Below are 24,091 nucleotides of genomic sequence, written 5' to 3' on the forward strand. Positions count from 1 at the left end.
AAATGGCAAGATTATCACTCATCATTGCCGCATTGCTTTCGATGGCAATTACGGCGGTATCGGGATTTTTTATCCTGCCGTGGCTGAAAAGGCTGCACTGCGGACAGACTATTAAAGAGATCGGTCCCACCTGGCACAATAAAAAGCAAGGCACCCCGATGATGGGCGGATTTATGTTTATTCTGGGCAGCTTGATGGGCACTGTAATTGCCTACACAACGCTGCGTATTGCAATGCCGGATCTTGCCCAGAGCACCGAGGTACATCAGCTGGTGTTGCTTGCGGTAACGGTATTGACCACCATTGCATTTTCGCTGGTCGGCTTTATCGATGATTATCTGAAAGCCGTGCGCAAACAAAACCTTGGTTTGATGGCTCGCTATAAGGTAGTCATGCAAGTAGCAATCACCACACTTTACCTTATTTCGCTGCATCTGCTGGGGGTGCTTTCCACCAGCGTTTCGCTGCCTATCTTCGGGGTAGTAGACTTTGGTCTTGCATTTTACCCGATTGCATATCTCTTCATCATCTTTATGGTGAATGCAGTTAATCTTACAGACGGCATCGACGGACTCGCCTCTTCGGTTACTTTTGTGGCAATGCTTGGCTTTATGACAGCGGCAACACTGCTTGGCTACTATGCACTTGGGCTTTTCGGTGCTGCGGTAGCAGGTGGCTGCGCAGGCTTTTTGTGTTGGAACTTCTACCCCGCCAAATGTTTTATGGGTGACACCGGCAGCATGTATCTCGGCGGCGCGGTAGTAACTTTGGCCTTCGGCATTGGCCGGCCAGAACTACTTTTGCTGTTTGGCATCATCTACATCGCAGAGGCCGGCAGCGTTGTGATTCAGGTGCTTTACTTTAAACTGACCCATGGCAAACGTATCTTTAAAATGACCCCCATCCATCACCATTTTGAACGGTGCGATTGGAGCGAAATCAAAATCGTCGGGGCGTTCAGTATGGTAACACTGGTTGGCGTGGTTTTGGGCTTTATCTACCTCTACCTCGGCTAAAGTGAATCAATGCGCTGTATGGCGCAGAGGCTCATTTGAGCCTGCGAGTAAAGAAAGGAGATGAAGCATGAAAAAAGTTAAGCTTGTCAAACCGGAAAAAAGCATCGGCAGCATTGATTTGCCGTTTATGGTTTTGGTTTTGACACTGGTGATATTCGGATTAATCATGCTGTTCTCCGCTTCCTACGCAACAGCGTACTATCGTTTTAATGACAGTTATAAATTCATCAAACAGCAAGCATTTTTTGCGGTGATTGGCGTAATTGCCATGTTTGTAGCTTCGCGGGTAGATTACCACATTTTCCACAAGCTGGCACTGCCGCTGTTAGCCCTTACCATGGTGCTGCTGGTTATCGTACTGTTTATGCCAGAACTCAACGGTGCGAAACGATGGATTTTTATCCCCGGCCTGGGCAACTTTCAGCCCAGTGAGGTTGCTAAATTTGCCGTTATCGTGCTGTTTGCAAACATCATAGCGGTGAATGCAGATAAGATGAAAACCTTTTCTTACGGCGTTCTGCCATTTGGCATTGTGCTTGGTGCGGTAGCTGTATTAATGCTGTTGGAGCCGCATCTTTCCGGTACGATACTCATCTGCTCCATTGGTGCAGTTATGATGTTTATCGGTGGCACAAGCCTCAAGTGGTTTGGCATCGGCGGTGCCATTGGCGCGGGCGGTATTACTGCCGCGGTGCTTGCATTCCCGGACCTGGTGCCATACGCAATGACCCGTATCGAGATGTGGCAGAACCCGTTTATGGATATTCAGGGCAAAGGCCACCAGACGGTGCAGAGCCTTTATGCGATTGGCAGCGGTGGATTGTTTGGCCTCGGGCTGGGCAATTCTCGTCAAAAACACATGTATGTACCGGAGCCGCAGAATGACTTTATTTTCAGCATTATCTGCGAAGAACTGGGTTTTGTGGGGGCAATGCTGGTGGTGCTGCTGTTTGTAGCACTGCTGATTCGCGGTGCAACCATTGCCATCTACGCAAAAGATAAATTTGGCGCGATGCTGGTGGTTGGCATCACGGCACAGGTTACCATTCAGGCAATGCTGAACATTGCCGTTGTGACGAACACCATCCCAAACACCGGCATCAGCCTGCCATTTTTCAGTTACGGCGGTACCTCGTTGCTTATGCTGCTGGGCGAAATGGGGATTGTATTGTCGGTCAGTCGACAATGTAGGTATCCAAAGGAATAAAAAATACAGCCTTGCAAAAGGCCAGAGCAAACCACTGAGGGAAAGGAAGCGTGAGTTTATGCGTGTTTTGATTGCAGCCGGCGGAACCGCCGGACATATCAATCCGGCGCTTGCCATCGCAAACTATATTAAAGAGCGTCAAAGCGATGCTGTCATCGCCTTTGCGGGCCGCCGCGAAGGTATGGAGTATGGCCTTGTAACCAAACAGGGCTACCCGTTTTATCACATCGAGGTGCAGGGCATTCAGCGCAGCATTTCACCCCACAACATTGTGCGCAATGTAAAGGCGCTTTGGCACCTTTCTTCGTCTGGTGTGAAAAGCAGAAAGATTCTCAAGGATTTTCAGCCGGACCTTGTCATCGGTACCGGTGGTTATGTCAGCGGGCCGGTGCTGCTGGCAGCTTCTAAAGCGGGCATTCGCACTGCAGTGCATGAACAAAACGCTTTTCCAGGTGTGACCAACAAAATTCTGGCAAAACATGTAGATCTCGTATTTGCAGCAATGCCGGATGCAGTGTCTAAGCTGGGCGCGCAACATAAAACGATTGTCACCGGCAACCCGGTGCGCAGCGAGATTATCCACCAGACCCGGGAGGAAGCACGTAAGACACTCGGCATCCCGGAGGACAAGATTGTTCTACTTTCTTTTGGCGGTAGCCTTGGTGCAAGACGAATCAACGAAGTGGTTGCCGACCTTGCTGCATGGCATGTAAAGGAACGTAACTTTACGCATCTGCATGCCACCGGTAGCTACGGCAAAGAGCTGTTTGCCACTTTAAGCCGTGAGCGCGGACTAAGCGGTAACCCGCATCTGCGGGTGAGCGAGTACATCAACGATATGGCCCGCTATCTTGCGGCAGCAGACCTTGTTATTAGCCGCAGCGGCGCGATTACCATCAGCGAACTTGCGGCTGCCGGGCGTGCTTCGATTCTGATTCCTTCCCCTAACGTGGCAGAAAACCACCAATACTATAACGCGCTTGAGCTGGCGAATGCTGGCGCAGCAGTGCTGATCGAAGAAAAAGATCTGACTAGCGAACTGCTGATCGAAAAGGTCGATGAACTGACCTCGGACCGCGCCACGCTGCGCAACATGGGCATTCGGGCCAAAGCCTGTGCTCATTTGAACAGCCTTGATAAAATCTACGTTTACCTGATGCGCCTGATGCGTGGAGAGCTTGATCTCAGCGAACCGGTACCTGACAAGAACGAGCCAAATTCGCAAAAAACAGATTAAGCAAGCCCAAATAAGCTCCCGGATTCACCACTTTTGCCTTTTTTGCATACGATGAGCCAGATTCCCAAGACCAGACCGAAAGCCTCTGATGGCAGCCTGGTGGGGAGAGTATGCAGGAGGAGGCAGGGAAATGGCGGAATTGATTGTAACAGGTGGCAGAAGGCTAGAGGGAAGTGTGCGAATCCCTAGATCCAAAAACAGTGTATTGCCGATTCTTGCGGCGGCACTGCTTTGCGAAGGGGAAAGCCGTATTTGTGATGTACCATGTTTAAGCGATGTGGATACCAGTCTTGCGCTGCTAAATGCAGTGGGGGCCTGTGCCTGCAGAGAGGGCACCGATGTGCTGGTATGTGCAAGCAATCAGATGAAGCCCTCGGTACCGGATTCACTTTCCGGTGCGATGCGTTCTTCCGTTTATTACATTGTTCCGTTGCTTTACCGTTGTGGCGAAGCCCATATTTCGTTTCCAGGTGGCTGCCGTATCGGCGCAAGGCCCATCAATCTCCATATTGAAGGATTGCGTGCGATGGGCGCAGAAATCGAGACCCATCCGAACACTATTATCTGCCGCGCGCCCAAAGGGTTGCATGGTGCAAATTTTTGTTTATCTTTCCCCAGCGTTGGGGCTACCGAAACACTGATGATGGCAGCCGCATTCGCCAAAGGCCGCACCGTGCTGTGTGGCTGTGCAAAAGAGCCAGAGATTACTGATCTTGCCCGCTTTTTGCGCCGTTGCGGTGCCCGCATCCAGGGTGCCGGCGGCACCTGCATGACAATAGACGGTGTAGAGCGGCTGAAAGCCGTAGCGCACACGCCGATTCCCGACCGGATTACCGCGGCAACTGTATTGTTTGGCGTGGCAGCGTGCGGCGGCGATGTTACCTTGACAGGGGTGCGATACAGCCATTTGAACGCTGTACTGCATACGCTTTCTGCGATGGGCGCAGAGCTTTGCCGACCGGAGCCGGGCGTATTGCGCATCCAGATGGAAAAACGACCGGATGCTGCATTTGTTACAACGGGGGTTTATCCCGAGTTCCCTACCGATGCGGGCCCGCTTTTTGCGGCGGCAGCATTGCAGGCAACGGGGGAAAGCATGATTCGTGAAACCATTTTTGAAAACCGTTTTGCTTGTGCAGCGGAGTTTTGCAGACTGGGTGCTGAGGCACACGTGCAAAACAGCCGGCTGTACATCAATGGGATTTCAGGCTTAAAAGGTGGTCTGCTTGCCTCACAGGACCTTCGCGGAGGTGCCGCACTGGTGATAGCTGCACTGGCGGCACAAGGCAAAAGTCGCATTACTGGAACCGAGTATATTGCTCGCGGCTATGAGGATATTGCCCAGTTGTTTGGGCGCATTGGCGCAGAGCTTTACTGGGAGAAATAACAAGGATAACAGCTGCTTATTGCCATGCAAAAGCAGCCAAAAAGAGAGGAGGGGAAGCGGTTGGCCCCTAAAAAGAAAAAAGAAGGCAGCGAGCGCCTGCCGCTAACCCCGGAACAAAAAGCCGAGATGATGCGGCGGCGCGAAGCAAGGCTTGCAGTACAGCGTGGCGAACGACCACCCCAGCCGCTGACTGCAGAGCAGAAAAAGCGGCTGAAACAACAAAAAAAGGCAGAGCTGAAAGCCAAACAAAAAGCCCAGGCCCAAGCACAGAAAAAGGCGCAGAAAGCCGCAAAAAAACAAGCGGCCAAACAAAGGGCGCAACAACCGGTGCAGGTGCAAGATACCGGGCAAAAACCAAGGCAAGGCAAAGAGCCGCCGGGGCGCATCAGCCACAGTGCGGCACGCCGGGCCCGACGCAAAAAAAGGATTATCGCAAGCGTGCTGATTTTGCTTTTTATTGGGGTCGGACTGGCGCTTTCGTTCACCGTTTTATTCCCGATTGACTCTTACCGGGTAAATGGCGAAAGTACTTATACCGAGCAACAGTTAATTGATGCTTCCGGTCTTGCCATAGGCGATAATATTTTTCGCTTTCGGTTGAGCGAAAAGGCAGAAGAAATGCAGCAAAAACTGCCTTATCTGGAAACTATAAAAGTACGGCGTAGGCTGCCCGGAACAGTGGTTTTTCTCGTGGAACCGGCAGAGGAAGCGCTGTACCTGCCCACCAGCGAATCACAGGGGGTTTTGCTCAGCAGTTCGCTGCGGATACTTGACCTTACTGCGGCCCCGAAAGAAGGGCTGATTCAGGTGAGCGGATATACTGCAAGCGAGCCAACGGCGGGCAAGCAGGTAACCAGTGGTGATGCAGAAAAAGATGCGCTGCTCAAAACCCTGCTGGCAGAAATAAAAACATCTGGTTTGCCCATAACAGCAGCGGACCTGACCGATGAGTATGAGCTTACCGTAACCTATGCGGGGCGCATTTTAATTCGGCTGGGGACAAGCAGCCAGCTGGACTACAAGCTGAGCGTAGTGGCCAAAGCACTGGAGCAGGGAACCGCAGACGGTACATTTACCGACAGCTCTGGCGGTACGATAGATGCCTCAAATGCAGGCACTGCCTATTATCGACCATGAGAGAGTGAAAATCTTCAAAATTTGTTGAAAGTGTGGAAATACAGCGCAGACTTTTGCGACATTTTGCGAAAAGTATTGAATTGAAGTGCAAAATCTGGTACTCTTATTACAGTATTATGCAATTATAGAAGTAATATAAAGAAACACTTTTGCCGCCGGTTTTGCAAGCAGGCAGGCAGAAGAATAATCATACAAAGATTGCTTTGGGGGGACTATCAATGGCATTTGTTCTGGATGTAGAAATGCAAAATATTACAACAATCAAGGTAATCGGCGTGGGCGGCGGTGGCGGCAATGCAGTAAATCGCATGGTCATATCCGGCTTAAAAGGCGTCGAATTTATTACAATGAATACCGACCAGCAGGCATTGTTCGCTTCTAAGGCGACTCATAAAGTACAGCTGGGTGCAAAATTGACGAAGGGCCGCGGCGCAGGTGCTGACCCGGAGATTGGCCAGCGCAGTGCCGAGGAAACCCGAGACGAAGTAGCGGCTGCACTGAAGGGTGCACAGATGGTGTTTATTACTGCAGGTATGGGCGGCGGCACCGGCACCGGCGCAGCCCCTGTTGTTGCAGATATTGCCAAAGAGATGGGCATTCTTACTGTCGGCATTGTCACGAAGCCCTTTGCGTTTGAAGGCAAGCGCAAAATGAACACCGCAGAGCAGGGTATCTCCGGCCTGCTTGAGCGTGTCGACAGCTTGATCGTCATCCCCAACGAGCGGCTTAAACTGATTAGCGAAGAGAAAATTACACTGCTGAACGCATTTGAAGCAGCAGATAATGTGCTGCGTCAGGGTGTTGAGAGTATCTCCGGCCTGATTAATCAGCCGGCTTTCATCAACTTGGACTTTGCCGACGTACGCACCATCATGAAAGATGCGGGCTATGCACACATGGGCGTTGGATCGGCCACCGGCCACAACAAAGCAGAAGAAGCAGCACAGGCGGCTATTTCTTCGCCGCTTTTGGAGACAAGCATTGCCGGTGCACGCGGCGTTATCATCAACATCACTTCTTCTCCGGATATCGGACTCGAAGAGGTTGAAACCGCAGCGTCGCTGATCACTTCGTCGGCACATCCCGATGCAAACATCATCTGGGGTGCTGCGTTTGACGAGACGCTCTCGGATGAGATGCATATTACGGTGATTGCGACCGGCTTTGACAATGTGCCGGAATCTGGCGCAACGGCTGGCGCGACACAGGCAACAGCCCCCGCAGGTGCCCCCGCTGCAAGCACTGGCTTCAGTGGTTCCACTGGCTTTGGCAAACTTGCATTTGGCGGCGAGAGCGAGGCTAAGACTTCTTCCAGCACAGGTTTTTCTGACGATACCGGCTATTATGATGATGTGCTGGCACTGCTGAATAACCGCGGCTGATTTTAGCTGGACATCAGGCTTAGAGAGAAAAAGAAAAATAGATAAAAAGCAAGCAAGGTTTTCTTCTGCAGCGGTAGAATGAAAAGCCTTGCTTGCTTTTTTGGCTAAAACAAAACGATTATACAAGAAAAAAAAGGCATTTGCACGAAAAAGTGAAAAAACGGATGTCGACAAAAAAGCATTTGTTTCGTCTTGCTTTTATGCTATACTAGAAAAAAAGGCAAAAGACGCCTAAACCCCACAAAAAAGGGAGGTATCCACGTGGAAGGGACCGTAACTGCACCCACAGCGCGTACATTGCCGACGGCGGTGCTCGGCTTTCGTAAAAACGAGGTGCTAGCCTACATAGATGAAATGATTGCGGCAAATGCAGAACAGCAGCAAGAACTGCAAGGGCAGATTGAAGCTTTGCAAAAGCAGCTTGCCGATGAGCAGGAGGATAAAAACACCCTGCTGACCAAAACAAAAGAACTGTGTGATAAGTTGACCGAGCAAGAACAGAGTGCACGGCAGCTGAACGAAGAGCTGACAGAAGCGCGGCAGGAAACTGCTGAGTTTAAAGCAAAGCTTTTTACCGCAGAGCAGGATAAAGCTGTTATGAAAGGCGAGCATGCCCGGCTGGAGCAAAAAGTGGCAGAGCTGGAAGAGCAGCTTGCTAACGTGCGCAGCGTGGAAGCAGAGCTTGCTGAAAGCCGTGCGGAAATTGCGCAGCGCAATGCCCAGGTGCAAACCTTACAGGCGGATAAAGAAGCCCTTTGCGCAAAGCTGGCGACGTTTGACGGCGAGCAGCAAAAATCAGGGGATGAGTTGCAGGCGTTGCTGGAAGAAAAAGAAAGCCTTTTGGGACAGCTGGAAGCGGCCAACGAAGAAAAAGACCAGATGAGCCTGCGTGTAGAAACGTTGCAGCCGATTGTGGAAGAGTACCATGCGGCCCAGAAAAAGAGCGAGAGCTTGCTGGAGTGTGCCAGCGTACAGGCCGCGGCAACGCTGCGCGCTGCTCGCTTGGATGCCGATAAAATTGTATGTGATGCAAACCGTGCAGCTGTAAACCTGCGGGAAGAAACCGAGCGCCAGGCGGAAGAACAGCAACAACAGATGCAGCGCAAAACTTCCGAAGTGGGCGAGAGCATTGAAACGCTGCGCCGCGAGCTGGCAGAAGTAGAGCGCAAAATGGACACAGCCTATGACAGCCTTCGGGCCGCAACGCGAAAAATTGAGCAGGCGGTAGAAGAAGCTGGCCAAAAGGTGCCGGGTTTTGTTTCAGCAGAAGCTGTGCCAACGGTAGCGCCTCAGCCGGTACCGCCCGTAGTACATCAGCAAAAAATAGCACATACCGCACCGTCGGCAGCTAAAAGCCTTTCCGATGTTGTGCTGGAAAAACTCAATAGATTGCTCGGCTGAGAATTGCCGATAAAAAGCACCGGCTTATGAGATAAGCCGGTGCTTTTTCATAATGCGGCGCACAGTGCACCCAAAAGTGAAGAACTGCAATTGTAACGGGCGTGAATATTGATGCATTTACTTTTCCATAACTTGCAATCCTCAATCATAAAAGGATGTGGAAAACTGTTGAAAGTTTTACGGTGAGATTGTACTGTGCGGTATAGGAATAAAACAGCCACGCTGTGTTACCCTAATCTTATTCTGTAAAAAGAGAGTTGTGGATTCTATACAGGTATGGTATAATTTCCATAAAATAGAAAATTTCTTATCTGATTGAAAGAAAGGGGAAGTAAACAATGGTAATAACGCTGACAGAAGCTAACTTTGAAGAGCAGGTGCTGAAAAACACAAAACCTGTAATTGTAGACTTTTGGGCAACCTGGTGCGGCCCTTGTAAAATGCTGGGCCCTGTGATCGAGACAATCGCAGAAGAAAACGCTGATTCTATTGTGGTTGGCAAAGTAGACGTAGATGCCAACAACATGCTGGCGGCAAAATACGGGGTAATGTCTATCCCGACCGTTATTCTGTTTAAAAACGGCGAGCCGGCAGGCAAAAGCCTGGGCTTTGTACCAAAACAAAAACTAATGAGCAACCTCGGCTTATAAAACAAAAACGCTGTGACGGAATTTCCGCCACAGCGTTTTTTATCAGCGTCGATGTACCGCGCTGGTTCCTTTTTCAAGAAGATAGGTTGCTTCAAGGTCTGCCAAGTGCAATTTTACGGCGAGGGGATAATTATCGTACGCTTCACTGATTGCAAAGCTGCCGCCGCGCACCGAATCATCAAAACCGCCCATGTGCCAGCGAATGGCAACCGCCTCTGCCGGCTTTAAGCGAAGAAAGCGCTCGATGAGATAAACGCTCTTTTCACCATGGCCGTAGGGGAATGCGTCCGCTACCGTATAAGTAGGAACTTTCTCCCATGCGCCGGTCTGCTCATTTTTTACGTTGCGAAAGCCGGGCTTATAAAAATTGGCTTTACACAAATCGTGCAGCAACGCGCAAATCGCATAGCTTTCCATATTTTCGCCTTCGGTGTAGTGGCGGTCACACAGCACTTTATAAACGTTAAGGCTATGCATGACAAGACCACACTCGCAGGCTCCGTGAAAGCGGGTAGAAGCCGGCGCGGTAAAAAAATCGGTAGTTTGCAGCCAGGCCAGCAGTGCTTCGGCCCCATCGCGGTGAATATGTTCTTGGAAGATTGCAATAAACTCTTCTTTATAGTTCATAATTAAATTTCCATATCGTTCAGCAGGCCTTTGAGGATTGCCAGCTCGTCGTGGGACAGGCTGATGCCCTTACCCATTTTGCTGCCATCCGGGGACCAGTCGCGAATGTCGTATTTCGGCTCGCGGTCATTCCAGCTTACCATGTTCAGTTGACGCTCCCAACCGTTGGGGCTCTGAGAAAGCACCGCAATTCGCTCTACCACTTCGTACTTGAATTCTGCCATAATTTTATGCACCATCCTAATTTCTAAATCGACACCACGGTAGTGACCGAGGTATAGGTCTTACTTATTTTAAGTGTTTTGCAGACCAAATGCAAGCCTTTTCCCCGCCAGAAAAAACAGGCACGTTTTTACAACTTGCCTGTTTTGAGAGAAAGGTCCGAAGAGAATCGGATTTTTTGCAAAAAAAATGAAAAATGGTGTTGACAAAATGCATTGGTGTAGATATAATAATAAAGCACCTTGCGGAATTGTGTAAAGGTAGCACGACAGACTCTGACTCTGTTTGTCTGGGTTCGAATCCTAGTTCCGCAACCATGCAATGCAGCAGCCTTTTGCTGCTGCATTTTTTTCGGGGTATAGCGCAGCTGGTAGCGTGCTTGGTTCGGGACCAAGAGGCCGGGAGTTCGAGTCTCCCTACTCCGACCAAAAAAAACCGCCGTTCTTGTAACGGCGGTTTTTTTTTTTGTATTTTAAAGAGGCGGTGCTAGGCACAGCTTGTAAAGGGCGAAAGCGGGGCACGATAAGTGCTCTGCTTTTTCTTTTAGTTTTTTAAAGGTGAAAAATAAGATATGGGATTTTGTTTTGCGTGTGGGGCCGCGCTTGACATTCTGACGCAGCAGGACTACTATGAAACAAAAAGTGCGAACCAACAGGGGGGATTGTATGGGAAGAAGAGTGGGTATTTTAACGGCCGGTGGTGACTGCCCCGGGCTAAATGCAACAATTCGCGGCGCAGCCAAGGCGCTTTACCAAAAGTTTGGCGAGGATGTTGAAATTGTCGGCATCCGCAATGGATATGCGGGGCTGATTAGCGGCGACGCGCAGGAGATGAAGCAGAGCGATTTTTCCGGCATCCTCACCACCGGCGGCACCATTTTAGGTACCCAGCGCACCCCTTTTAAAATGATGCAGGTGGTTGAAGACGATGGCATCGACAAAGTTGCCCGAATGAAGAAAACCTATCATAAGCTGGGCCTTGACTGCCTGCTTTGTCTTGGTGGCAATGGTACCCATAAAACGGCAAACCTGCTGCGTTCCGAAGGGCTGAATGTGATTGGTTTGCCGAAAACGATAGATAACGACATTTGGGGCACCGATGTAACTTTTGGTTTTCACACGGCGGTGGATATTGCAACCGAGGTAATTGACCGTATTCATACCACTGCGTCGAGCCACCGCAGGGTTATGGTCATCGAGCTGATGGGCAATAAGGCTGGTTGGCTAACGCTGTATTCTGGCATTGCAGGCGGCGCGGATATTATTTTGATTCCCGAGCAGCCTTACGATATTGGCAATGTGGTAAAAGCGATTGATCGGCGCAACGAAAAAGGGCGCACCTTTTCGATTCTTGCTGTGGCAGAGGGCGCTTATGATGTGCAGGAAGCCAAGATGAAGAAAAAAGAACGCGCCGCCTACCGGGCCGAACGAGGGCTGAAAACAGCCACAACTCGTATTGCCGCAGACATTGAGCGTATTACAGGGTTTGAAACCCGCATTGCGGTGCCGGGGCATATTCAGCGCGGCGGCAGCCCTTCTGCCTATGACCGGGTGTTAGCGACCCAGTTTGGTACCTATGCGGCAAAGCTGGTGGAAGAAGAGCACTACGGTGTTGCAGTTGCGATGGTGAACGGCGAAGTAGTAGACCACCCGCTGGAGGAGATTGCAGGCAAGAGCAAGCTGGTACCCGCAGATTGCCCGATGCTGGAGGTCGCACGCAGCATGGGGGTTTCGCTGGGATAACGATTTGCTTTCGAAAAACTTGACAGGTTGCTTGACAAAAAAGAAAAATCTGTTTAAACTTATACTGATATTGCAAAATGCACAGAAAAAGAGGGCGTATTTCGGCAACCATCAGAGAGCCTGCGGCTGGTGAAAGCAGGTTGGTATAGAAGTACGCGGTCGCTTTGGAGCAGAAACGGTGAATGAAATCAGCCGTTTCCGTCTTTCCGCGTTAAGGAACTTAAGTGGGCAGAGTATTCTGCCAATTTGGGTGGTACCACGGTTATTTCGTCCCAAGTGCTTCGGCACTTGGGGCTTTTTTTATATACCGCGGGCAACCTATCCTTCAGTGGGTGGCATCTTACTGCGCGATTGCAGCCAACAATCCTCTTAAAAAAGAGGAGATTTGATAAAAAAACAATACAGGAAAGGACACTGTAACGATATGAAAGAACTCGACAAATTGTATGATCCTTCTCAGGTTGAGGACAAGACTTACGAGTTTTGGCTGGACAAAAACTATTTCCACGCCGAGGCAGATTCCAAAAAGAAACCCTACACCATTGTAATCCCGCCGCCGAACATTACCGGACAGCTGCACATGGGCCACGCGATGGACAACACGCTGCAGGATATTCTTATCCGTACCAAACGTATGCAGGGCTATTGTGCTTTGTGGGTGCCCGGCACCGACCATGCTTCGATTGCAACCGAGGCGAAAATTGTTGCGAAAATGAAAGAAGACGGCGTAACCAAAGCAGATATTGGCCGTGATGGTTTTTTGGAGCGCGCATGGGACTGGAAAAAACAGTACGGCGGCCGCATCATTGAGCAGCTGAAAAAACTTGGCTCTTCCTGCGACTGGGAGCGCGAAGCATTTACCATGGATGACAAATGCAGCGAGGCAGTGCTTGAAGTATTCTGCAAGCTGTATGAAAAAGGCCTTATCTACCGTGGCGAGCGCATCATTAACTGGTGCCCCAACTGCTGTACCTCTATCTCGGACGCCGAGGTTGAGTATGAGGAGCAGGACGGCCACTTCTGGCATATCCGCTATCCGTATGCAGATGGCAGCGGCTATATTGAAGTAGCAACCACCCGTCCCGAAACCATGCTCGGTGATACCGCCGTTGCGGTTAACCCGGATGACGAGCGCTACAAAGATGTAGTAGGCAAAATGCTGAAACTGCCGCTGACCGACCGTGAAATCCCCATCATTGCTGATGATTATGTTGAGATGGATTTCGGCACCGGCATGGTGAAAATCACCCCGGCACACGACCCGAACGACTTTGAAGTCGGTCTGCGCCACAACCTTGAAATCATCAAAACTTTGACCGATGATGCCCACATGACTGCCGATTGCGGCAAGTATGCCGGCATGGACCGCTATGCAGCACGTAAAGCAATGCTGAAAGACCTCGAAGAGGGCGGCTATCTGGTACGCACCGAGGACTACAAGCACAACGTTGGCACCTGCTACCGCTGCGGTACCACCGTTGAGCCGATGGTGAGCAAACAGTGGTTTGTAAAGATGGAGCCGCTTGCAAAGCCTGCCATTGAAGCAGTTCGTGAGCAGAAAGTTAAATTTGTGCCCGAACGTTTTGATAAAACCTATTACCACTGGATGGAGAACATCAAAGACTGGTGCATTTCGCGTCAGCTGTGGTGGGGCCACCGCATCCCGGCATATTACTGTGCAGATTGCGGCGAAGTGGTTGTTTCTAAAAAGGCGGTGCACACCTGCCCGAAATGCGGCGGTGCAATGCGCCAGGATGAGGATACCCTCGACACCTGGTTCTCTTCTGCGCTGTGGCCGTTCTCTACTCTCGGCTGGCCTGATGAGAATGCCCAGGATTTCAAATATTTCTTCCCGACCAGCACATTGGTCACCGGTTATGACATCATCTTCTTCTGGGTTGCCCGTATGATTTTCTCGAGCCTCGAGCATACCGGCGAAGTACCGTTTGACACGGTGCTCATCCATGGCCTCGTGCGCGATGCACAGGGCCGCAAGATGTCCAAATCCCTGGGCAACGGCATCGACCCGCTGGAAGTGATTGCAGAGTACGGCGCGGATGCATTGCGCTTTACGCTGGTTACCGGTTCCACCCCGGGCAACGATACCCGTTACAGCGAAGAGAAGGTAAAATCCAGCCGTAACTTTGCGAACAAACTCTGGAATGCTGCGCGCTTTGTGATGATGAACCTGCGTGATGGTATGGAAACGGGTCTGCCGGAAGAGCTGGACCTTTCGGATCGCTGGGTGCTTTCGTCTTTGAACAGCGTTATCAAAGAAGTTACCGAGAACATCGAAAACTACGACCTCGGCCTTGCTGCACAGAAAGTCTATGACTTTATCTGGGACGTTTACTGCGACTGGTATATCGAGATTGCCAAACTGCGCTTAAACTCCGGCGACGAAAAGCAGGCAGACAATGCCCGCCGTGTACTGGTGTATGTGCTTTCCGAAGCACTGAAGCTGTTGCATCCGTTTATGCCGTTCATCACCGAAGAGATTTACCGTGCACTGCCGGGCAGCGGTGAGAGCATCATGGTTTCTGACTGGCCGGTGTACCGCGAAGAGCTGCACTTTGCACAGGACGAAGAAGGCTTTACCAATCTGGTTGCGCTTATCAAAGCCATCCGTGCTGTGCGTGCCGAGATGGGCGTGCACCCTGCAAAGAAAACCCGCCTCTTTATCGAAACCAAGCATGCTGACGATTTCAACAAAGGCGAGGCTTACCTGAGCAAATTTGCCTTTGCAAACGAGATTACCATCGGCGCTGCGTTTGAAGGCGATGCCGCCGGCAATGTGCAGGTCGTCACCGATGCAGCACGTGCGTTTATCCCGATGATGGAGCTGGTAGACAAAGAAAAAGAGCTGGCACGTCTGAATAAAGAACTCGCAGGCTGCGAAAAGGACATTGCTGCACTTTCTGGCAAGCTGAACAATCCGGGCTTTGTTGCCAAAGCTCCGGCAGCTGTGGTAGAAGGCGAGCGCGTGAAACTGGCAAAAGCCGAAGACAAGAAGAAAAAGGTGCTCGAGAGCATCGAGGCACTTTCTTAATTCGCGAAAAATCATAAATGAAGCAGCACCCCTTGCAAAGCATTTATTGCCGGCAGGGGGTGCTTTTTATTTGTGCAATAGAACCAAGCGGAAAGAACGTACTGAAAAAGAGGGCTATTTTGGTCTGAAGGATAAAAATATTGCCAACACATAGTTAAGGCGACGTGATGCAGCAGCTACAAGCGAATGAGGGAAAGATAAGCAATATGCGAAAATTCAACGGCCTACTTTCTTTTTTGCAGGGTGGGCGGTATAATAAAAGCACCATTTTGGGACATTTTTGAATTTGGCATGAGAGCCAAACTACGATGCTAACGAAAACACAGATGATTTGGAAGGATTATAAAACACCATGGAGATAAAAAAATCTCGCTCGGCTGCAGAAAAGGCGAAGGAAGGCATTGCCTGGCTTGCCTCTCGTCAGCGTTTAAAGCGCGGCACCTATCCAAAGGCGATGGCAAATCTTTGTGCCTTGCTGGGCAACCCACAGGAAAAGCTTGCTTTTGTGCATATCGCAGGTACTAACGGCAAAGGCAGTACGGCAGCGTTTATCGCCTCTATCTGCACAGAGGCAGGCTATAAAACGGGGCTGAATATTTCTCCGTTTGTAGTGGAGTTTGCAGAGCGGATGCAGATTGACGGTAAAATGATTTCGGACTCGGCACTTTCAAGCGTACTGGCAAAAGTGAAAAAAGCGGCAGATGCGCTTGAAAAGGCTGAGGGCATGCATGCCACTGAGTTTGAATGCACTACGGCGGCAGCACTTTTGTGGTTTGCAGAGCAACATTGCGACCTCGTTTGTATGGAGGCGGGCATTGGAGGTACAGGCGATGCCACAAATCTGATTCGCAATACCAAAGTAGCGGTGCTCACAAAAATTGCGCTGGACCATACAGCCCTGATTGGAAACACCCCGGCTGAAATTGCAAAGAATAAATGCGGCATTCTCAAACCCGGCTGCGTGGCAGTCAGTGCACCGGAGCAGCTACCTGAAGTAACGGAAGTCATTGAGGCTGCCTGTGCCGAGCAGCAAATTGCGTTGCGCTGTCCGGAACCCGAGGATATTACACTGCGCTGGCAGATTGCCGGCGAAAATCGTATTGATTACGGCGGATATACGGTAGGGCTTCAAATGCCGGGGGCACATCAAGCTCAGAACGCTGCAGTGGCAGTAGAAGCGGCGCTTGCCCTTTGTGATGCAGGATATGAAATCAGCGATGAGGCGATTCTTGCAGGCTTGGAGAAAGTGAAACTGCCTGCACGCATTGAAATTGTGCGCCGTAACCCCTTGCTGATTATTGACGGTGCCCACAACCCCGATGGAATCGCTACACTTGCGGCGACCTTGAAAGCTATGAAGCTGCCCGAGCTGACAGGCATTATTGGTATGATGCGAGATAAAGATGTCAGTGCCCTGGCTGCGCTTTCAGATTGCTTTAAACTCGTTTACACAGTGCCTTCAGAGGAAGGCGAGCGTGCAATGCCCCCGGAGGAACTGGCAGAAAAATGTCGGCGTTATTTTGGGCATGTTGAGCCGCGTGCTACCCTTGCAGAAGCTTTGCGCGACGCAGAGCGGCAAGAAAACGGTATCTGCATCTGCGGCTCGCTTTATTTGGCAGGTCAAGCGGAAAAAATGATTTGAACGCTCTTTTTCGACAGAATCTTTTGACAAAAACCCTTATGCTGAAAGCAGGACAAGCTGCTGCGGCATAGGGGTTTTGTTTTTTACAGCTCCGCTAAAATATGCGAAAAAAGAGCAGCCCCGGACGCCATCGAAAAACGCCAAGTGGCAGATGTGCGGCCAAAAGCGGAAAGGAAGGAAACGTGTTATGTTGGACTGTGCAATGGAGCAGCGTGAGGGCGTACTGTGTGTTAGCCTGTGTGGAGAAATCGACCACCATGCGGCGACGCTTGTACGCGCAAAAATAGATGCGCGGATCCTCGCTTACGAGCCAAAACTTGTTGTGCTGGATTTATCGGCAGTAAGTTTCATGGACTCTTCGGGCATCGGGCTGATCCTTGGACGGCACCGTATGCTGAAATCTCTGGGCGGAACGCTGTCGATTCGCGGTGTATCCCCACAAACGGCGAAGCTGCTGCGCATCGCCGGAATTGAAGGCATCATGGAATCGAAAGGGGAAGTAAAACAATGAGAGCGCTGAATACCGCAAAATTCAATTTTCCGGCAAAAAGCAGCAACGAAGGGTTTGCACGCGGCGCGGTAGCCGCATTCATCGCGCAGTGCGACCCTTCGTTAGATGAACTGGCTGATATTAAAACTGCAGTAAGCGAGGCGGTCACCAACTGCATCGTGCATGCCTATCCAGAAACAATCGGCCAAATCTACATAACCGTCAGCCTTTACGAAAATTGCACTGTGCGCATCAAAGTGACCGACCGCGGCATCGGCATTGCAGATGTGGAAAACGCCATGCTGCCAATGGTAAGCAGCGGTGGCGAAGAGCGCTCTGGCCTGGGCTTTACGGTAATGCAAACCTTTATGGATACGTTGAAGGTGCGGTCGACACCGGGCAAAGGCACCACCGTAACCATGGGGAAAAAGATTACCCAAAGGAGCGAAACATAATTCATGCCGATTTCTCAATGCAGCCGTGACGAATTTATTGAACACAACCTCGGTCTTGTCCACGCCTGCGCGGGGAGATTCCGAGGAAGAGGGATCGAATATGACGACCTGTATTCCGCCGGATGCATGGGGATAGTAAAAGCTTATGATGCATTTGACGAAGGCAGAGGCGTCCAATTTTCTACTTACGCCGTGCCGGTCATTCTCGGAGAGATTAAAAAGCTCTTCCGCGATGGAGGCCAGGTGAAGGTAAGTCGGTCGATCAAAGAACTATCAATTAAAATCAATGCAGTGCGCGATGATCTGCAAAAGCGGACAGGAATGCAGCCCACTGTAAACCAGATTGCTGAAGTATTGTCGGTACGCCCAGAGCAGGTAGCGGAAGCGCTGACTGCTGCACTGCCGGTGTTGTCGCTGACCCCCGCGGGAGATGATGACGGTTCACCACAGTTCGATGTGCCGGTAGCAGGGGAAGAGGAACATATTGCTGAGTCGCTTTCTCTGCGCGCAGCGATTGTTACACTCCCTGAACAAGACAGGTTATTGCTGCGATATCGCTTTTACGAGAATAAAACACAGAGCGAGGCAGCAAAGCTTTTGAACACAACGCAGGTGCAAATATCAAGGCGAGAGAGGAAACTGCTTGCCCTGCTACGTAAAAAGCTGACAGAATAGAGATCAACTCTATCAAACAAAGATGTTTTTGCCCTATTATAATGTAATATATATAAGAGAAGCGTAAGAGCTGTTTGCGTGTGGAAAACATGTGGAAAATATGCTCCGATTCGTCCAAAATCAACACGAAAAAATGCAGGTTCAGGTCAGAATGACGAACCTGCATTTTTTGCGAAAAAAAGCGAAAAAACCGTTGACTTTAAGATGGTGGCATGGTATTATATATGAGCTGCTCCGGTGAGCGGCTGACACGAAAGGCGAGCGGACCTGGAGGAAAAACGAAGTAAAGAAACGAGCCTAGCGGCTTCGAAAAAAACTTCAAAAAACCTCTTGACAAAGCGAAATCAATCGTGTATAATTAATTCTTGCAACCCGCCGAAACGGCGGCGAGCGAAAAAGGCCGAAAGGCTGCAGGACCTTGAAAATTAAACAATATGAACGAAGCTTAAACGGAACCCTTGAGCTGCTAGGAAAGCAGCTCGTTAATATAAAATTCCTATTTAAGTAATTCATTTTAAGGACGCAAGCGATTGCGTACTGAGTGAAGAGCGATCTAATTCAGATTCATCTGATTTTGATATCATTTGATTAAGAGTTTGATCCTGGCTCAGGACGAACGCTGGCGGCGCGCCTAACACATGCAAGTCGAACGGAGCTTGCACTTCTGAAGTTTTCGGATGGACGAGGTACAAGTTTAGTGGCGAACGGGTGAGTAACACGTGAAGAACCTGCCCTTCAGTGGGGGACAACAGTTGGAAACGACTGCTAATACCGCATAAGACCACAGTACCGCATGGTACAGTGATCAAAGGATTTATTCGCTGAAGGATGGCTTCGCGTCCGATTAGGTAGTTGGTGAGGTAACGGCCCACCAAGCCTACGATCGGTAGCCGGACTGAGAGGTTGATCGGCCACATTGGGACTGAGACACGGCCCAGACTCCTACGGGAGGCAGCAGTGGGGAATATTGCACAATGGAGGAAACTCTGATGCAGCGACGCCGCGTGAGGGAAGAAGGTCTTCGGATTGTAAACCTCTGTCTTCAGGGACGATAATGACGGTACCTGAGGAGGAAGCACCGGCTAACTACGTGCCAGCAGCCGCGGTAAAACGTAGGGTGCAAGCGTTGTCCGGAATTACTGGGTGTAAAGGGAGCGCAGGCGGGAAGATAAGTTGGATGTTTAATCTACGGGCTCAACCCGTATCAGCATTCAAAACTATTTTTCTTGAGTAGTGCAGAGGTAGGCGGAATTCCCGGTGTAGCGGTGGAATGCGTAGATATCGGGAGGAACACCAGTGGCGAAGGCGGCCTACTGGGCACTAACTGACGCTGAGGCTCGAAAGCATGGGTAGCAAACAGGATTAGATACCCTGGTAGTCCATGCCGTAAACGATGATTACTAGGTGTGGGAGGATTGACCCCTTCCGTGCCGCAGTTAACACAATAAGTAATCCACCTGGGGAGTACGACCGCAAGGTTGAAACTCAAAGGAATTGACGGGGGCCCGCACAAGCAGTGGAGTATGTGGTTTAATTCGAAGCAACGCGAAGAACCTTACCAGGTCTTGACATCCCGTGCATAGTGTAGAGATACATGAAGTCCTTCGGGACACGGTGACAGGTGGTGCATGGTTGTCGTCAGCTCGTGTCGTGAGATGTTGGGTTAAGTCCCGCAACGAGCGCAACCCTTATTGCTAGTTACTACGAAAGAGGACTCTAGCAAGACTGCCGTTGACAAAACGGAGGAAGGTGGGGATGACGTCAAATCATCATGCCCTTTATGACCTGGGCCACACACGTACTACAATGGCTATTAACAAAGAGATGCTAAGCCGCGAGGTGGAGCGAACCTCATAAAAATAGTCTCAGTTCGGATTGCAGGCTGCAACTCGCCTGCATGAAGCCGGAATTGCTAGTAATCGCGGATCAGCATGCCGCGGTGAATACGTTCCCGGGCCTTGTACACACCGCCCGTCACACCATGAGAGCCGGGGGGACCCGAAGTCAGTAGTCTAACCGCAAGGAGGACGCTGCCGAAGGTAAAACTGGTGATTGGGGTGAAGTCGTAACAAGGTAGCCGTATCGGAAGGTGCGGCTGGATCACCTCCTTTCTAAGGAGTCAGGCAAGCACGAACACTTAGGTGATCGATGCTTGGTACAGGGTTTCGTAAGAGTTTCTAATTCATATTGTTTAATTTTGAAGGCCTTGCCTTCAAAGCATTTAGCGACCGCTATGTATGGGGGTGTAGCTCAGCTGGGAGAGCACCTGCCTTGCACGCAGGGGGTCAAGAGTTCGAACCTCTTCATCTCCACCAAATGTGGGCTCATAGCTCAGGTGGTTAGAGCGCACGCCTGATAAGCGTGAGGTCGGTGGTTCGAGTCCACTTGAGCCCACCACGTTTCGAAAGAAACGATATAGCGAGAAGCGAAAATGCAAATGTACCTTGAAAACTGAACATTGATAACTGCGTAAAAACTACAAAGATGAAGTATTTACTCCCAAGTGAGTACTTCACAAAATTTAGATTTGATTAAAATCTACAATTTCGTAAAAATTCTTTTAGTTGGCAAATGGAGAATCAAAATAGCAAAAGAAAACGGTCAAGCTAAAAAGGGCGCAGGGCGAATGCCTTGGCACTAGGAGCCGATGAAAGACGTGATAAGCTGCGATAAGCTGCGGGGAGTTGCAAATAAACATTGATCCGCAGATTTCTGAATGGGGAAACCCCTACGGAGTCATGTCCGTAGAACATACACTGAATCAAATAGGTGTATGTGGGGAACTGCCTGAACTGAAACATCTAAGTAGGGCAAGGAAGAGAAATCAAAAGAGATTCCGCTAGTAGTGGCGAGCGAACGCGGAAGAGGCCAAACCGAGGGTAGAAATACCTTCGGGGTTACGGACTGCATTTAAGATTCATGAGAGTTAACCGAAGTGTGTGGGAAAGCACGCCGAAGAATGTGAGAGCCATGTAGGTGAAAACTTGAGTGACTGAGCAGGATCCAGAGTACCGCGGGACACGTGAAATCCCGTGGGAAGTCGGGGGGACCACCCTCCAAGCCTAAATACTACCTAGTGACCGATAGCGTATAGTACTGTGAAGGAAAGGTGAAAAGCACCCCGGGAGGGGAGTGAAATAGAACCTGAAACCCTGTGCCTACAAGCACTGAGAGCACGTCAATGTGTGATCAGGTACTTTTTGTAGAACGGTCCGGCGAGCGAATGTATGTAGCGAGGTTAAGTTGTTCAGCAACGAAGCCGCAGCGAAAGCGAGTCTGAATAGGGCGCTTAGTTGCATGCATTGGGCCCGAAACCGGGTGACCTACCCATGGTCAGGATGAAGTGGAGGTAAAACTCCATGGAGGTCCGAACACACGCCCGTTGAAAAGGTCGGTGATGAACTGTGGGTAGCGGAGAAATTCCAATCGAACTCGGAGATAGCTGGTTCTCCCCGAAATAGCTTTAGGGCTAGCCTTGTGATAAGATACCTGGAGGTAAAGCACTGAATAGTCTAGGGGTCGAGAGATTACCGAAACTTATCAAACTCTGAATGCCAGAGTATTGTTTCACAGGAGTCAGACAGTGTGAGATAAGTCTCATTGTCAAGAGGGAAACAGCCCAGATCTACAGCTAAGGTCCCAAAGCAGGTTTAAGTGGAAAAGGATGTGGAGTTGCTAAGACAACCAGGATGTTGGCTTAGAAGCAGCCACTCATTCAAAGAGTGCGTAATAGCTCACTGGTCGAGTGACTCTGCGCCGAAAATTCAACGGGGCTAAAACCTGCACCGAAGCTTAGGCAGATATGCAAATATCTGGGTAGGGGAGCGTTGTATACGAGGTGAAGTCGTAGCGTAAGCGGCGGTGGATTGTATACAAGTGAGAATGCCGGAATAAGTAGCGCGAATGTGGTGAGAATCCACATGGCCGAAAGCCTAAGGTTTTTGGAGCAAGGTTCGTCCGCTCCAAGTTAGCCGGGAGCTAAGGTGAGGCCGAAAGGCGTAGCCGATGCACATACGGTAGAGATTCCGTAGCCGCCAAAATTGTTAAGTGTGGGGACACATTGAAAGGGTACATCCCAGGTGTTGGTTTACCTGGGCGTAAGGGACTGAAATTTAGTAGGGAAGTGTACTTGGACGATGGCGAGAAAAGCCACATGTATTGATTAGGCGCCCGTACCGCAAACCGACACAGGTAGGTAGGAAGAAGATTCTAAGGCCAACGGGAGAAGGGTTGTTAAGGAACTCGGCAAATTGACCCCGTAACTTCGGAATAAGGGGTGCTCACAGCAATGTGAGTCGCAGAGAATAGGCCCAAGCAACTGTTTAGCAAAAACACAGGTCTGTGCTAAATCGAAAGATGACGTATACGGGCTGACACCTGCCCGGTGCTGGAAGGTTAAGAGGATGTGTGCAAGCACTGAATTGAAGCCCCAGTAAACGGCGGCCGTAACTATAACGGTCCTAAGGTAGCGAAATTCCTTGTCAGGTAAGTTCTGACCCGCACGAATGGTGTAATGATTTGGGCACTGTCTCAACAGCCCGCCCGGCGAAATTGTAGTACCGGTGAAGATGCCGGTTTCCCGCGACAAGACGGAAAGACCCCATGGAGCTTTACTGTAGCCTGATATTGGGTTTCGGTATTACATGTACAGGATAGGTGGGAGGCTTTGAAGCCAAGGCGTCAGCTTTGGTGGAGCCAATGTTGGGATACCACTCTTGTGATACTGAAATTCTAACCTGCGGCCCTGAATCGGGTCGGGGAACATTGTCAGGTGGGCAGTTTGACTGGGGCGGTCGCCTCCTAAAAAGTAGCGGAGGCGTTCAAAGGTTGGCTCAGCATGGACGGAAACCATGCCATAGAGTGCAAACGCATAAGCCAGCCTAACTGCGAGACAGACACGTCGAGCAGTAACGAAAGTTGGAGTTAGTGATCCGGTGGTATGTGAGTGGAAATGCCATCGCTCAACGGATAAAAGTTACCCTGGGGATAACAGGCTGATCTCCCCCAAGAGTCCACATCGACGGGGAGGTTTGGCACCTCGATGTCGGCTCATCGCATCCTGGGGCTGTATTCGGTCCCAAGGGTTTGGCTGTTCGCCAATTAAAGCGGTACGCGAGCTGGGTTCAGAACGTCGTGAGACAGTTCGGTCCCTATCTGTCGTGGGCGCAGGATATTTGATGGGATCTGTCCCTAGTACGAGAGGACCGGGATGGACGCACCTCTGGTGCACCAGTTGTTCTGCCAAGGGCATAGCTGGGCAGCTAAGTGCGGATCGGATAAACGCTGAAAGCATCTAAGCGTGAAACCGGCCCAAAGATAAGATATCCCACTGAGTTAATCAGGTAAGACCCCTTGAAGACTACAAGGTTGATAGGCATCATGTGTAAGTGCTGTGAGGCATTGAGCTAGGATGTACTAATAGGTCGAGGGCTTGACCACATCTTTTGTCAGGTTCTACATTTGTCAACGCAGTAAATCAATGTTTAGTTTTGAGGGTACAAACCCTTTAAAAGAAAAAGAATATGTGTAAGGCTAGGCTCGAAGCAAAGTTCTGAGCATATGTAGCCGGTGCCGATGACGTCGAGGTTCCACCTGTTCCCATTCCGAACACAGAAGTTAAGCTCGATCGTGCCGAAAGTACTTGGTTGGAGACGACCCGGGAGGATAGGTAGGTGCCGGCTCTTTTTCTTTTTTATGGCCCGTTGGTCAAGCGGTCAAGACGGCGGCCTCTCACGCCGCAAACGGGAGTTCGATTCTCCCACGGGTCACCAA

At 50.4% G+C, this 24,091-nt stretch carries 16 protein-coding genes, 5 tRNA genes, 3 rRNA genes and 1 other annotated feature; of the genes, 22 read left to right on the forward strand and 2 right to left on the reverse strand.

Annotated elements, in window-relative coordinates:
* Positions 1 to 2 precede the first annotated feature (2 nt).
* The 8 genes from mraY to trxA all read left to right on the forward strand — a co-directional run bounded on the left by mraY (position 3) and on the right by trxA (position 9,417).
* Positions 3 to 1,016 carry a phospho-N-acetylmuramoyl-pentapeptide-transferase gene (gene mraY, locus C1A11_RS13525; RefSeq protein ID WP_102050968.1) on the forward strand — a complete coding sequence of 338 codons (1,014 nt, stop codon included), beginning with the start codon at positions 3 to 5 and terminating at the stop codon, positions 1,014 to 1,016.
* Positions 1,017 to 1,083: 67 nt separating this feature from the next.
* The gene (ftsW, locus tag C1A11_RS13530; RefSeq protein ID WP_102050969.1) at positions 1,084 to 2,223 is read left to right on the forward strand and encodes a putative lipid II flippase FtsW; all 1,140 of its coding nucleotides are present in this window, start codon (positions 1,084 to 1,086) and stop codon (positions 2,221 to 2,223) included.
* A 58-nt stretch (positions 2,224 to 2,281) separates the two neighbouring features.
* Positions 2,282 to 3,460, forward strand: coding sequence for an undecaprenyldiphospho-muramoylpentapeptide beta-N-acetylglucosaminyltransferase (gene murG, locus C1A11_RS13535; protein WP_102050970.1), 1,179 nt, complete (start codon positions 2,282 to 2,284; stop codon positions 3,458 to 3,460).
* A gap of 130 nt (positions 3,461 to 3,590) precedes the next feature.
* Positions 3,591 to 4,847, forward strand: a complete 1,257-nt coding sequence (gene murA / locus C1A11_RS13540; RefSeq protein ID WP_180950372.1) for a UDP-N-acetylglucosamine 1-carboxyvinyltransferase — start codon at positions 3,591 to 3,593, stop codon at positions 4,845 to 4,847.
* 60 nt (positions 4,848 to 4,907) lie between these two features.
* A complete protein-coding gene (locus C1A11_RS13545) occupies positions 4,908 to 5,984 on the forward strand; it encodes a cell division protein FtsQ/DivIB (RefSeq protein WP_180950373.1) in 1,077 nt (358 codons plus the stop codon).
* A 218-nt stretch (positions 5,985 to 6,202) separates the two neighbouring features.
* Entirely contained in the window at positions 6,203 to 7,366 is a 1,164-nt protein-coding gene (gene ftsZ / locus C1A11_RS13550; RefSeq protein WP_102050973.1) for a cell division protein FtsZ, read from the forward strand.
* Between the two features lie 261 nt (positions 7,367 to 7,627).
* Complete coding sequence (locus tag C1A11_RS13555; protein WP_102050974.1) at positions 7,628 to 8,767, forward strand: coiled-coil domain-containing protein; 1,140 nt, start codon at positions 7,628 to 7,630, stop codon at positions 8,765 to 8,767.
* 338 nt (positions 8,768 to 9,105) lie between these two features.
* Entirely contained in the window at positions 9,106 to 9,417 is a 312-nt protein-coding gene (gene trxA / locus C1A11_RS13560; RefSeq protein WP_102050975.1) for a thioredoxin, read from the forward strand.
* A 42-nt stretch (positions 9,418 to 9,459) separates the two neighbouring features.
* Here trxA and C1A11_RS13565 read toward each other — a convergent pair whose 3' ends face one another.
* Positions 9,460 to 10,044: a hydrolase gene (locus C1A11_RS13565; protein ID WP_102050976.1), complete on the reverse strand. Its 585-nt coding sequence runs from the start codon at positions 10,042 to 10,044 to the stop codon at positions 9,460 to 9,462.
* Between the two features lie 2 nt (positions 10,045 to 10,046).
* Positions 10,047 to 10,268, reverse strand: a complete 222-nt coding sequence (locus C1A11_RS13570; RefSeq protein ID WP_102051104.1) for a YdbC family protein — start codon at positions 10,266 to 10,268, stop codon at positions 10,047 to 10,049.
* Between the two features lie 241 nt (positions 10,269 to 10,509).
* Here C1A11_RS13570 and C1A11_RS13575 point away from each other — a divergent pair.
* The 14 genes from C1A11_RS13575 to C1A11_RS13640 all read left to right on the forward strand — a co-directional run bounded on the left by C1A11_RS13575 (position 10,510) and on the right by C1A11_RS13640 (position 24,090).
* A tRNA-Gln gene (locus C1A11_RS13575) sits at positions 10,510 to 10,583 on the forward strand.
* A gap of 35 nt (positions 10,584 to 10,618) precedes the next feature.
* A tRNA-Pro gene (locus tag C1A11_RS13580) sits at positions 10,619 to 10,694 on the forward strand.
* A 237-nt stretch (positions 10,695 to 10,931) separates the two neighbouring features.
* Complete coding sequence (locus tag C1A11_RS13585) at positions 10,932 to 12,008, forward strand: 6-phosphofructokinase (protein WP_102050977.1); 1,077 nt, start codon at positions 10,932 to 10,934, stop codon at positions 12,006 to 12,008.
* A 73-nt stretch (positions 12,009 to 12,081) separates the two neighbouring features.
* Positions 12,082 to 12,286 (forward strand) — a binding site (T-box leader).
* Between the two features lie 146 nt (positions 12,287 to 12,432).
* On the forward strand, positions 12,433 to 15,057 hold the full coding sequence (locus C1A11_RS13590) for a valine--tRNA ligase (protein ID WP_102050978.1): 2,625 nt from the start codon (positions 12,433 to 12,435) through the stop codon (positions 15,055 to 15,057).
* A 352-nt stretch (positions 15,058 to 15,409) separates the two neighbouring features.
* Entirely contained in the window at positions 15,410 to 16,699 is a 1,290-nt protein-coding gene (locus tag C1A11_RS13595) for a bifunctional folylpolyglutamate synthase/dihydrofolate synthase (RefSeq protein WP_102050979.1), read from the forward strand.
* A 187-nt stretch (positions 16,700 to 16,886) separates the two neighbouring features.
* Complete coding sequence (locus tag C1A11_RS13600) at positions 16,887 to 17,210, forward strand: STAS domain-containing protein (RefSeq protein ID WP_102050980.1); 324 nt, start codon at positions 16,887 to 16,889, stop codon at positions 17,208 to 17,210.
* Entirely contained in the window at positions 17,207 to 17,644 is a 438-nt protein-coding gene (gene spoIIAB, locus C1A11_RS13605) for an anti-sigma F factor (RefSeq protein WP_102050981.1), read from the forward strand. The genes C1A11_RS13600 and spoIIAB overlap by 4 nt, the downstream gene beginning before the upstream one ends.
* Positions 17,645 to 17,647: 3 nt before the next feature.
* Positions 17,648 to 18,319, forward strand: coding sequence for a sigma-70 family RNA polymerase sigma factor (locus C1A11_RS13610; protein WP_102050982.1), 672 nt, complete (start codon positions 17,648 to 17,650; stop codon positions 18,317 to 18,319).
* A 584-nt stretch (positions 18,320 to 18,903) separates the two neighbouring features.
* Positions 18,904 to 20,430, forward strand: a 16S ribosomal RNA gene (locus C1A11_RS13615).
* Positions 20,431 to 20,558: 128 nt separating this feature from the next.
* Positions 20,559 to 20,634, forward strand: a tRNA-Ala gene (locus tag C1A11_RS13620).
* A 5-nt stretch (positions 20,635 to 20,639) separates the two neighbouring features.
* A tRNA-Ile gene (locus tag C1A11_RS13625) sits at positions 20,640 to 20,716 on the forward strand.
* A gap of 202 nt (positions 20,717 to 20,918) precedes the next feature.
* Positions 20,919 to 23,758: ribosomal RNA gene (locus C1A11_RS13630) — 23S ribosomal RNA — on the forward strand.
* Positions 23,759 to 23,883: 125 nt separating this feature from the next.
* A 5S ribosomal RNA gene (gene rrf, locus C1A11_RS13635) occupies positions 23,884 to 24,000 on the forward strand.
* The 16S, 23S and 5S rRNA genes sit together here with 3 tRNA genes alongside, the layout of an rRNA operon.
* 15 nt (positions 24,001 to 24,015) lie before the next feature.
* Positions 24,016 to 24,090: transfer RNA gene (locus C1A11_RS13640), tRNA-Glu, on the forward strand.
* The last annotated feature ends 1 nt before the right edge of the window (position 24,091 follow it).

It is taken from the genome of Pygmaiobacter massiliensis (assembly GCF_900199435.1).
GTDB lineage: Bacteria > Bacillota > Clostridia > Oscillospirales > Ruminococcaceae > Pygmaiobacter > Pygmaiobacter massiliensis.

What these genes read in the sequence shown, in the direction of transcription:
- mraY (WP_102050968.1), top strand. Translation starts at nt 3, where the DNA reads ATGGCAAGATTATCACTCATCATTGCCGCATTGCTTTCGATGGCAATT.
- ftsW (WP_102050969.1), top strand. Translation starts at nt 1,084, where the DNA reads ATGAAAAAAGTTAAGCTTGTCAAACCGGAAAAAAGCATCGGCAGCATT.
- murG (WP_102050970.1), top strand. Translation starts at nt 2,282, where the DNA reads ATGCGTGTTTTGATTGCAGCCGGCGGAACCGCCGGACATATCAATCCG.
- murA (WP_180950372.1), top strand. Translation starts at nt 3,591, where the DNA reads ATGGCGGAATTGATTGTAACAGGTGGCAGAAGGCTAGAGGGAAGTGTG.
- ftsZ (WP_102050973.1), top strand. Translation starts at nt 6,203, where the DNA reads ATGGCATTTGTTCTGGATGTAGAAATGCAAAATATTACAACAATCAAG.
- trxA (WP_102050975.1), top strand. Translation starts at nt 9,106, where the DNA reads ATGGTAATAACGCTGACAGAAGCTAACTTTGAAGAGCAGGTGCTGAAA.
- C1A11_RS13565 (WP_102050976.1), bottom strand. Translation starts at nt 10,044, where the DNA reads ATGAACTATAAAGAAGAGTTTATTGCAATCTTCCAAGAACATATTCAC.
- C1A11_RS13570 (WP_102051104.1), bottom strand. Translation starts at nt 10,268, where the DNA reads ATGGCAGAATTCAAGTACGAAGTGGTAGAGCGAATTGCGGTGCTTTCT.
- C1A11_RS13585 (WP_102050977.1), top strand. Translation starts at nt 10,932, where the DNA reads ATGGGAAGAAGAGTGGGTATTTTAACGGCCGGTGGTGACTGCCCCGGG.
- C1A11_RS13590 (WP_102050978.1), top strand. Translation starts at nt 12,433, where the DNA reads ATGAAAGAACTCGACAAATTGTATGATCCTTCTCAGGTTGAGGACAAG.
- C1A11_RS13595 (WP_102050979.1), top strand. Translation starts at nt 15,410, where the DNA reads ATGGAGATAAAAAAATCTCGCTCGGCTGCAGAAAAGGCGAAGGAAGGC.
- C1A11_RS13600 (WP_102050980.1), top strand. Translation starts at nt 16,887, where the DNA reads ATGTTGGACTGTGCAATGGAGCAGCGTGAGGGCGTACTGTGTGTTAGC.
- spoIIAB (WP_102050981.1), top strand. Translation starts at nt 17,207, where the DNA reads ATGAGAGCGCTGAATACCGCAAAATTCAATTTTCCGGCAAAAAGCAGC.
- C1A11_RS13610 (WP_102050982.1), top strand. Translation starts at nt 17,648, where the DNA reads ATGCCGATTTCTCAATGCAGCCGTGACGAATTTATTGAACACAACCTC.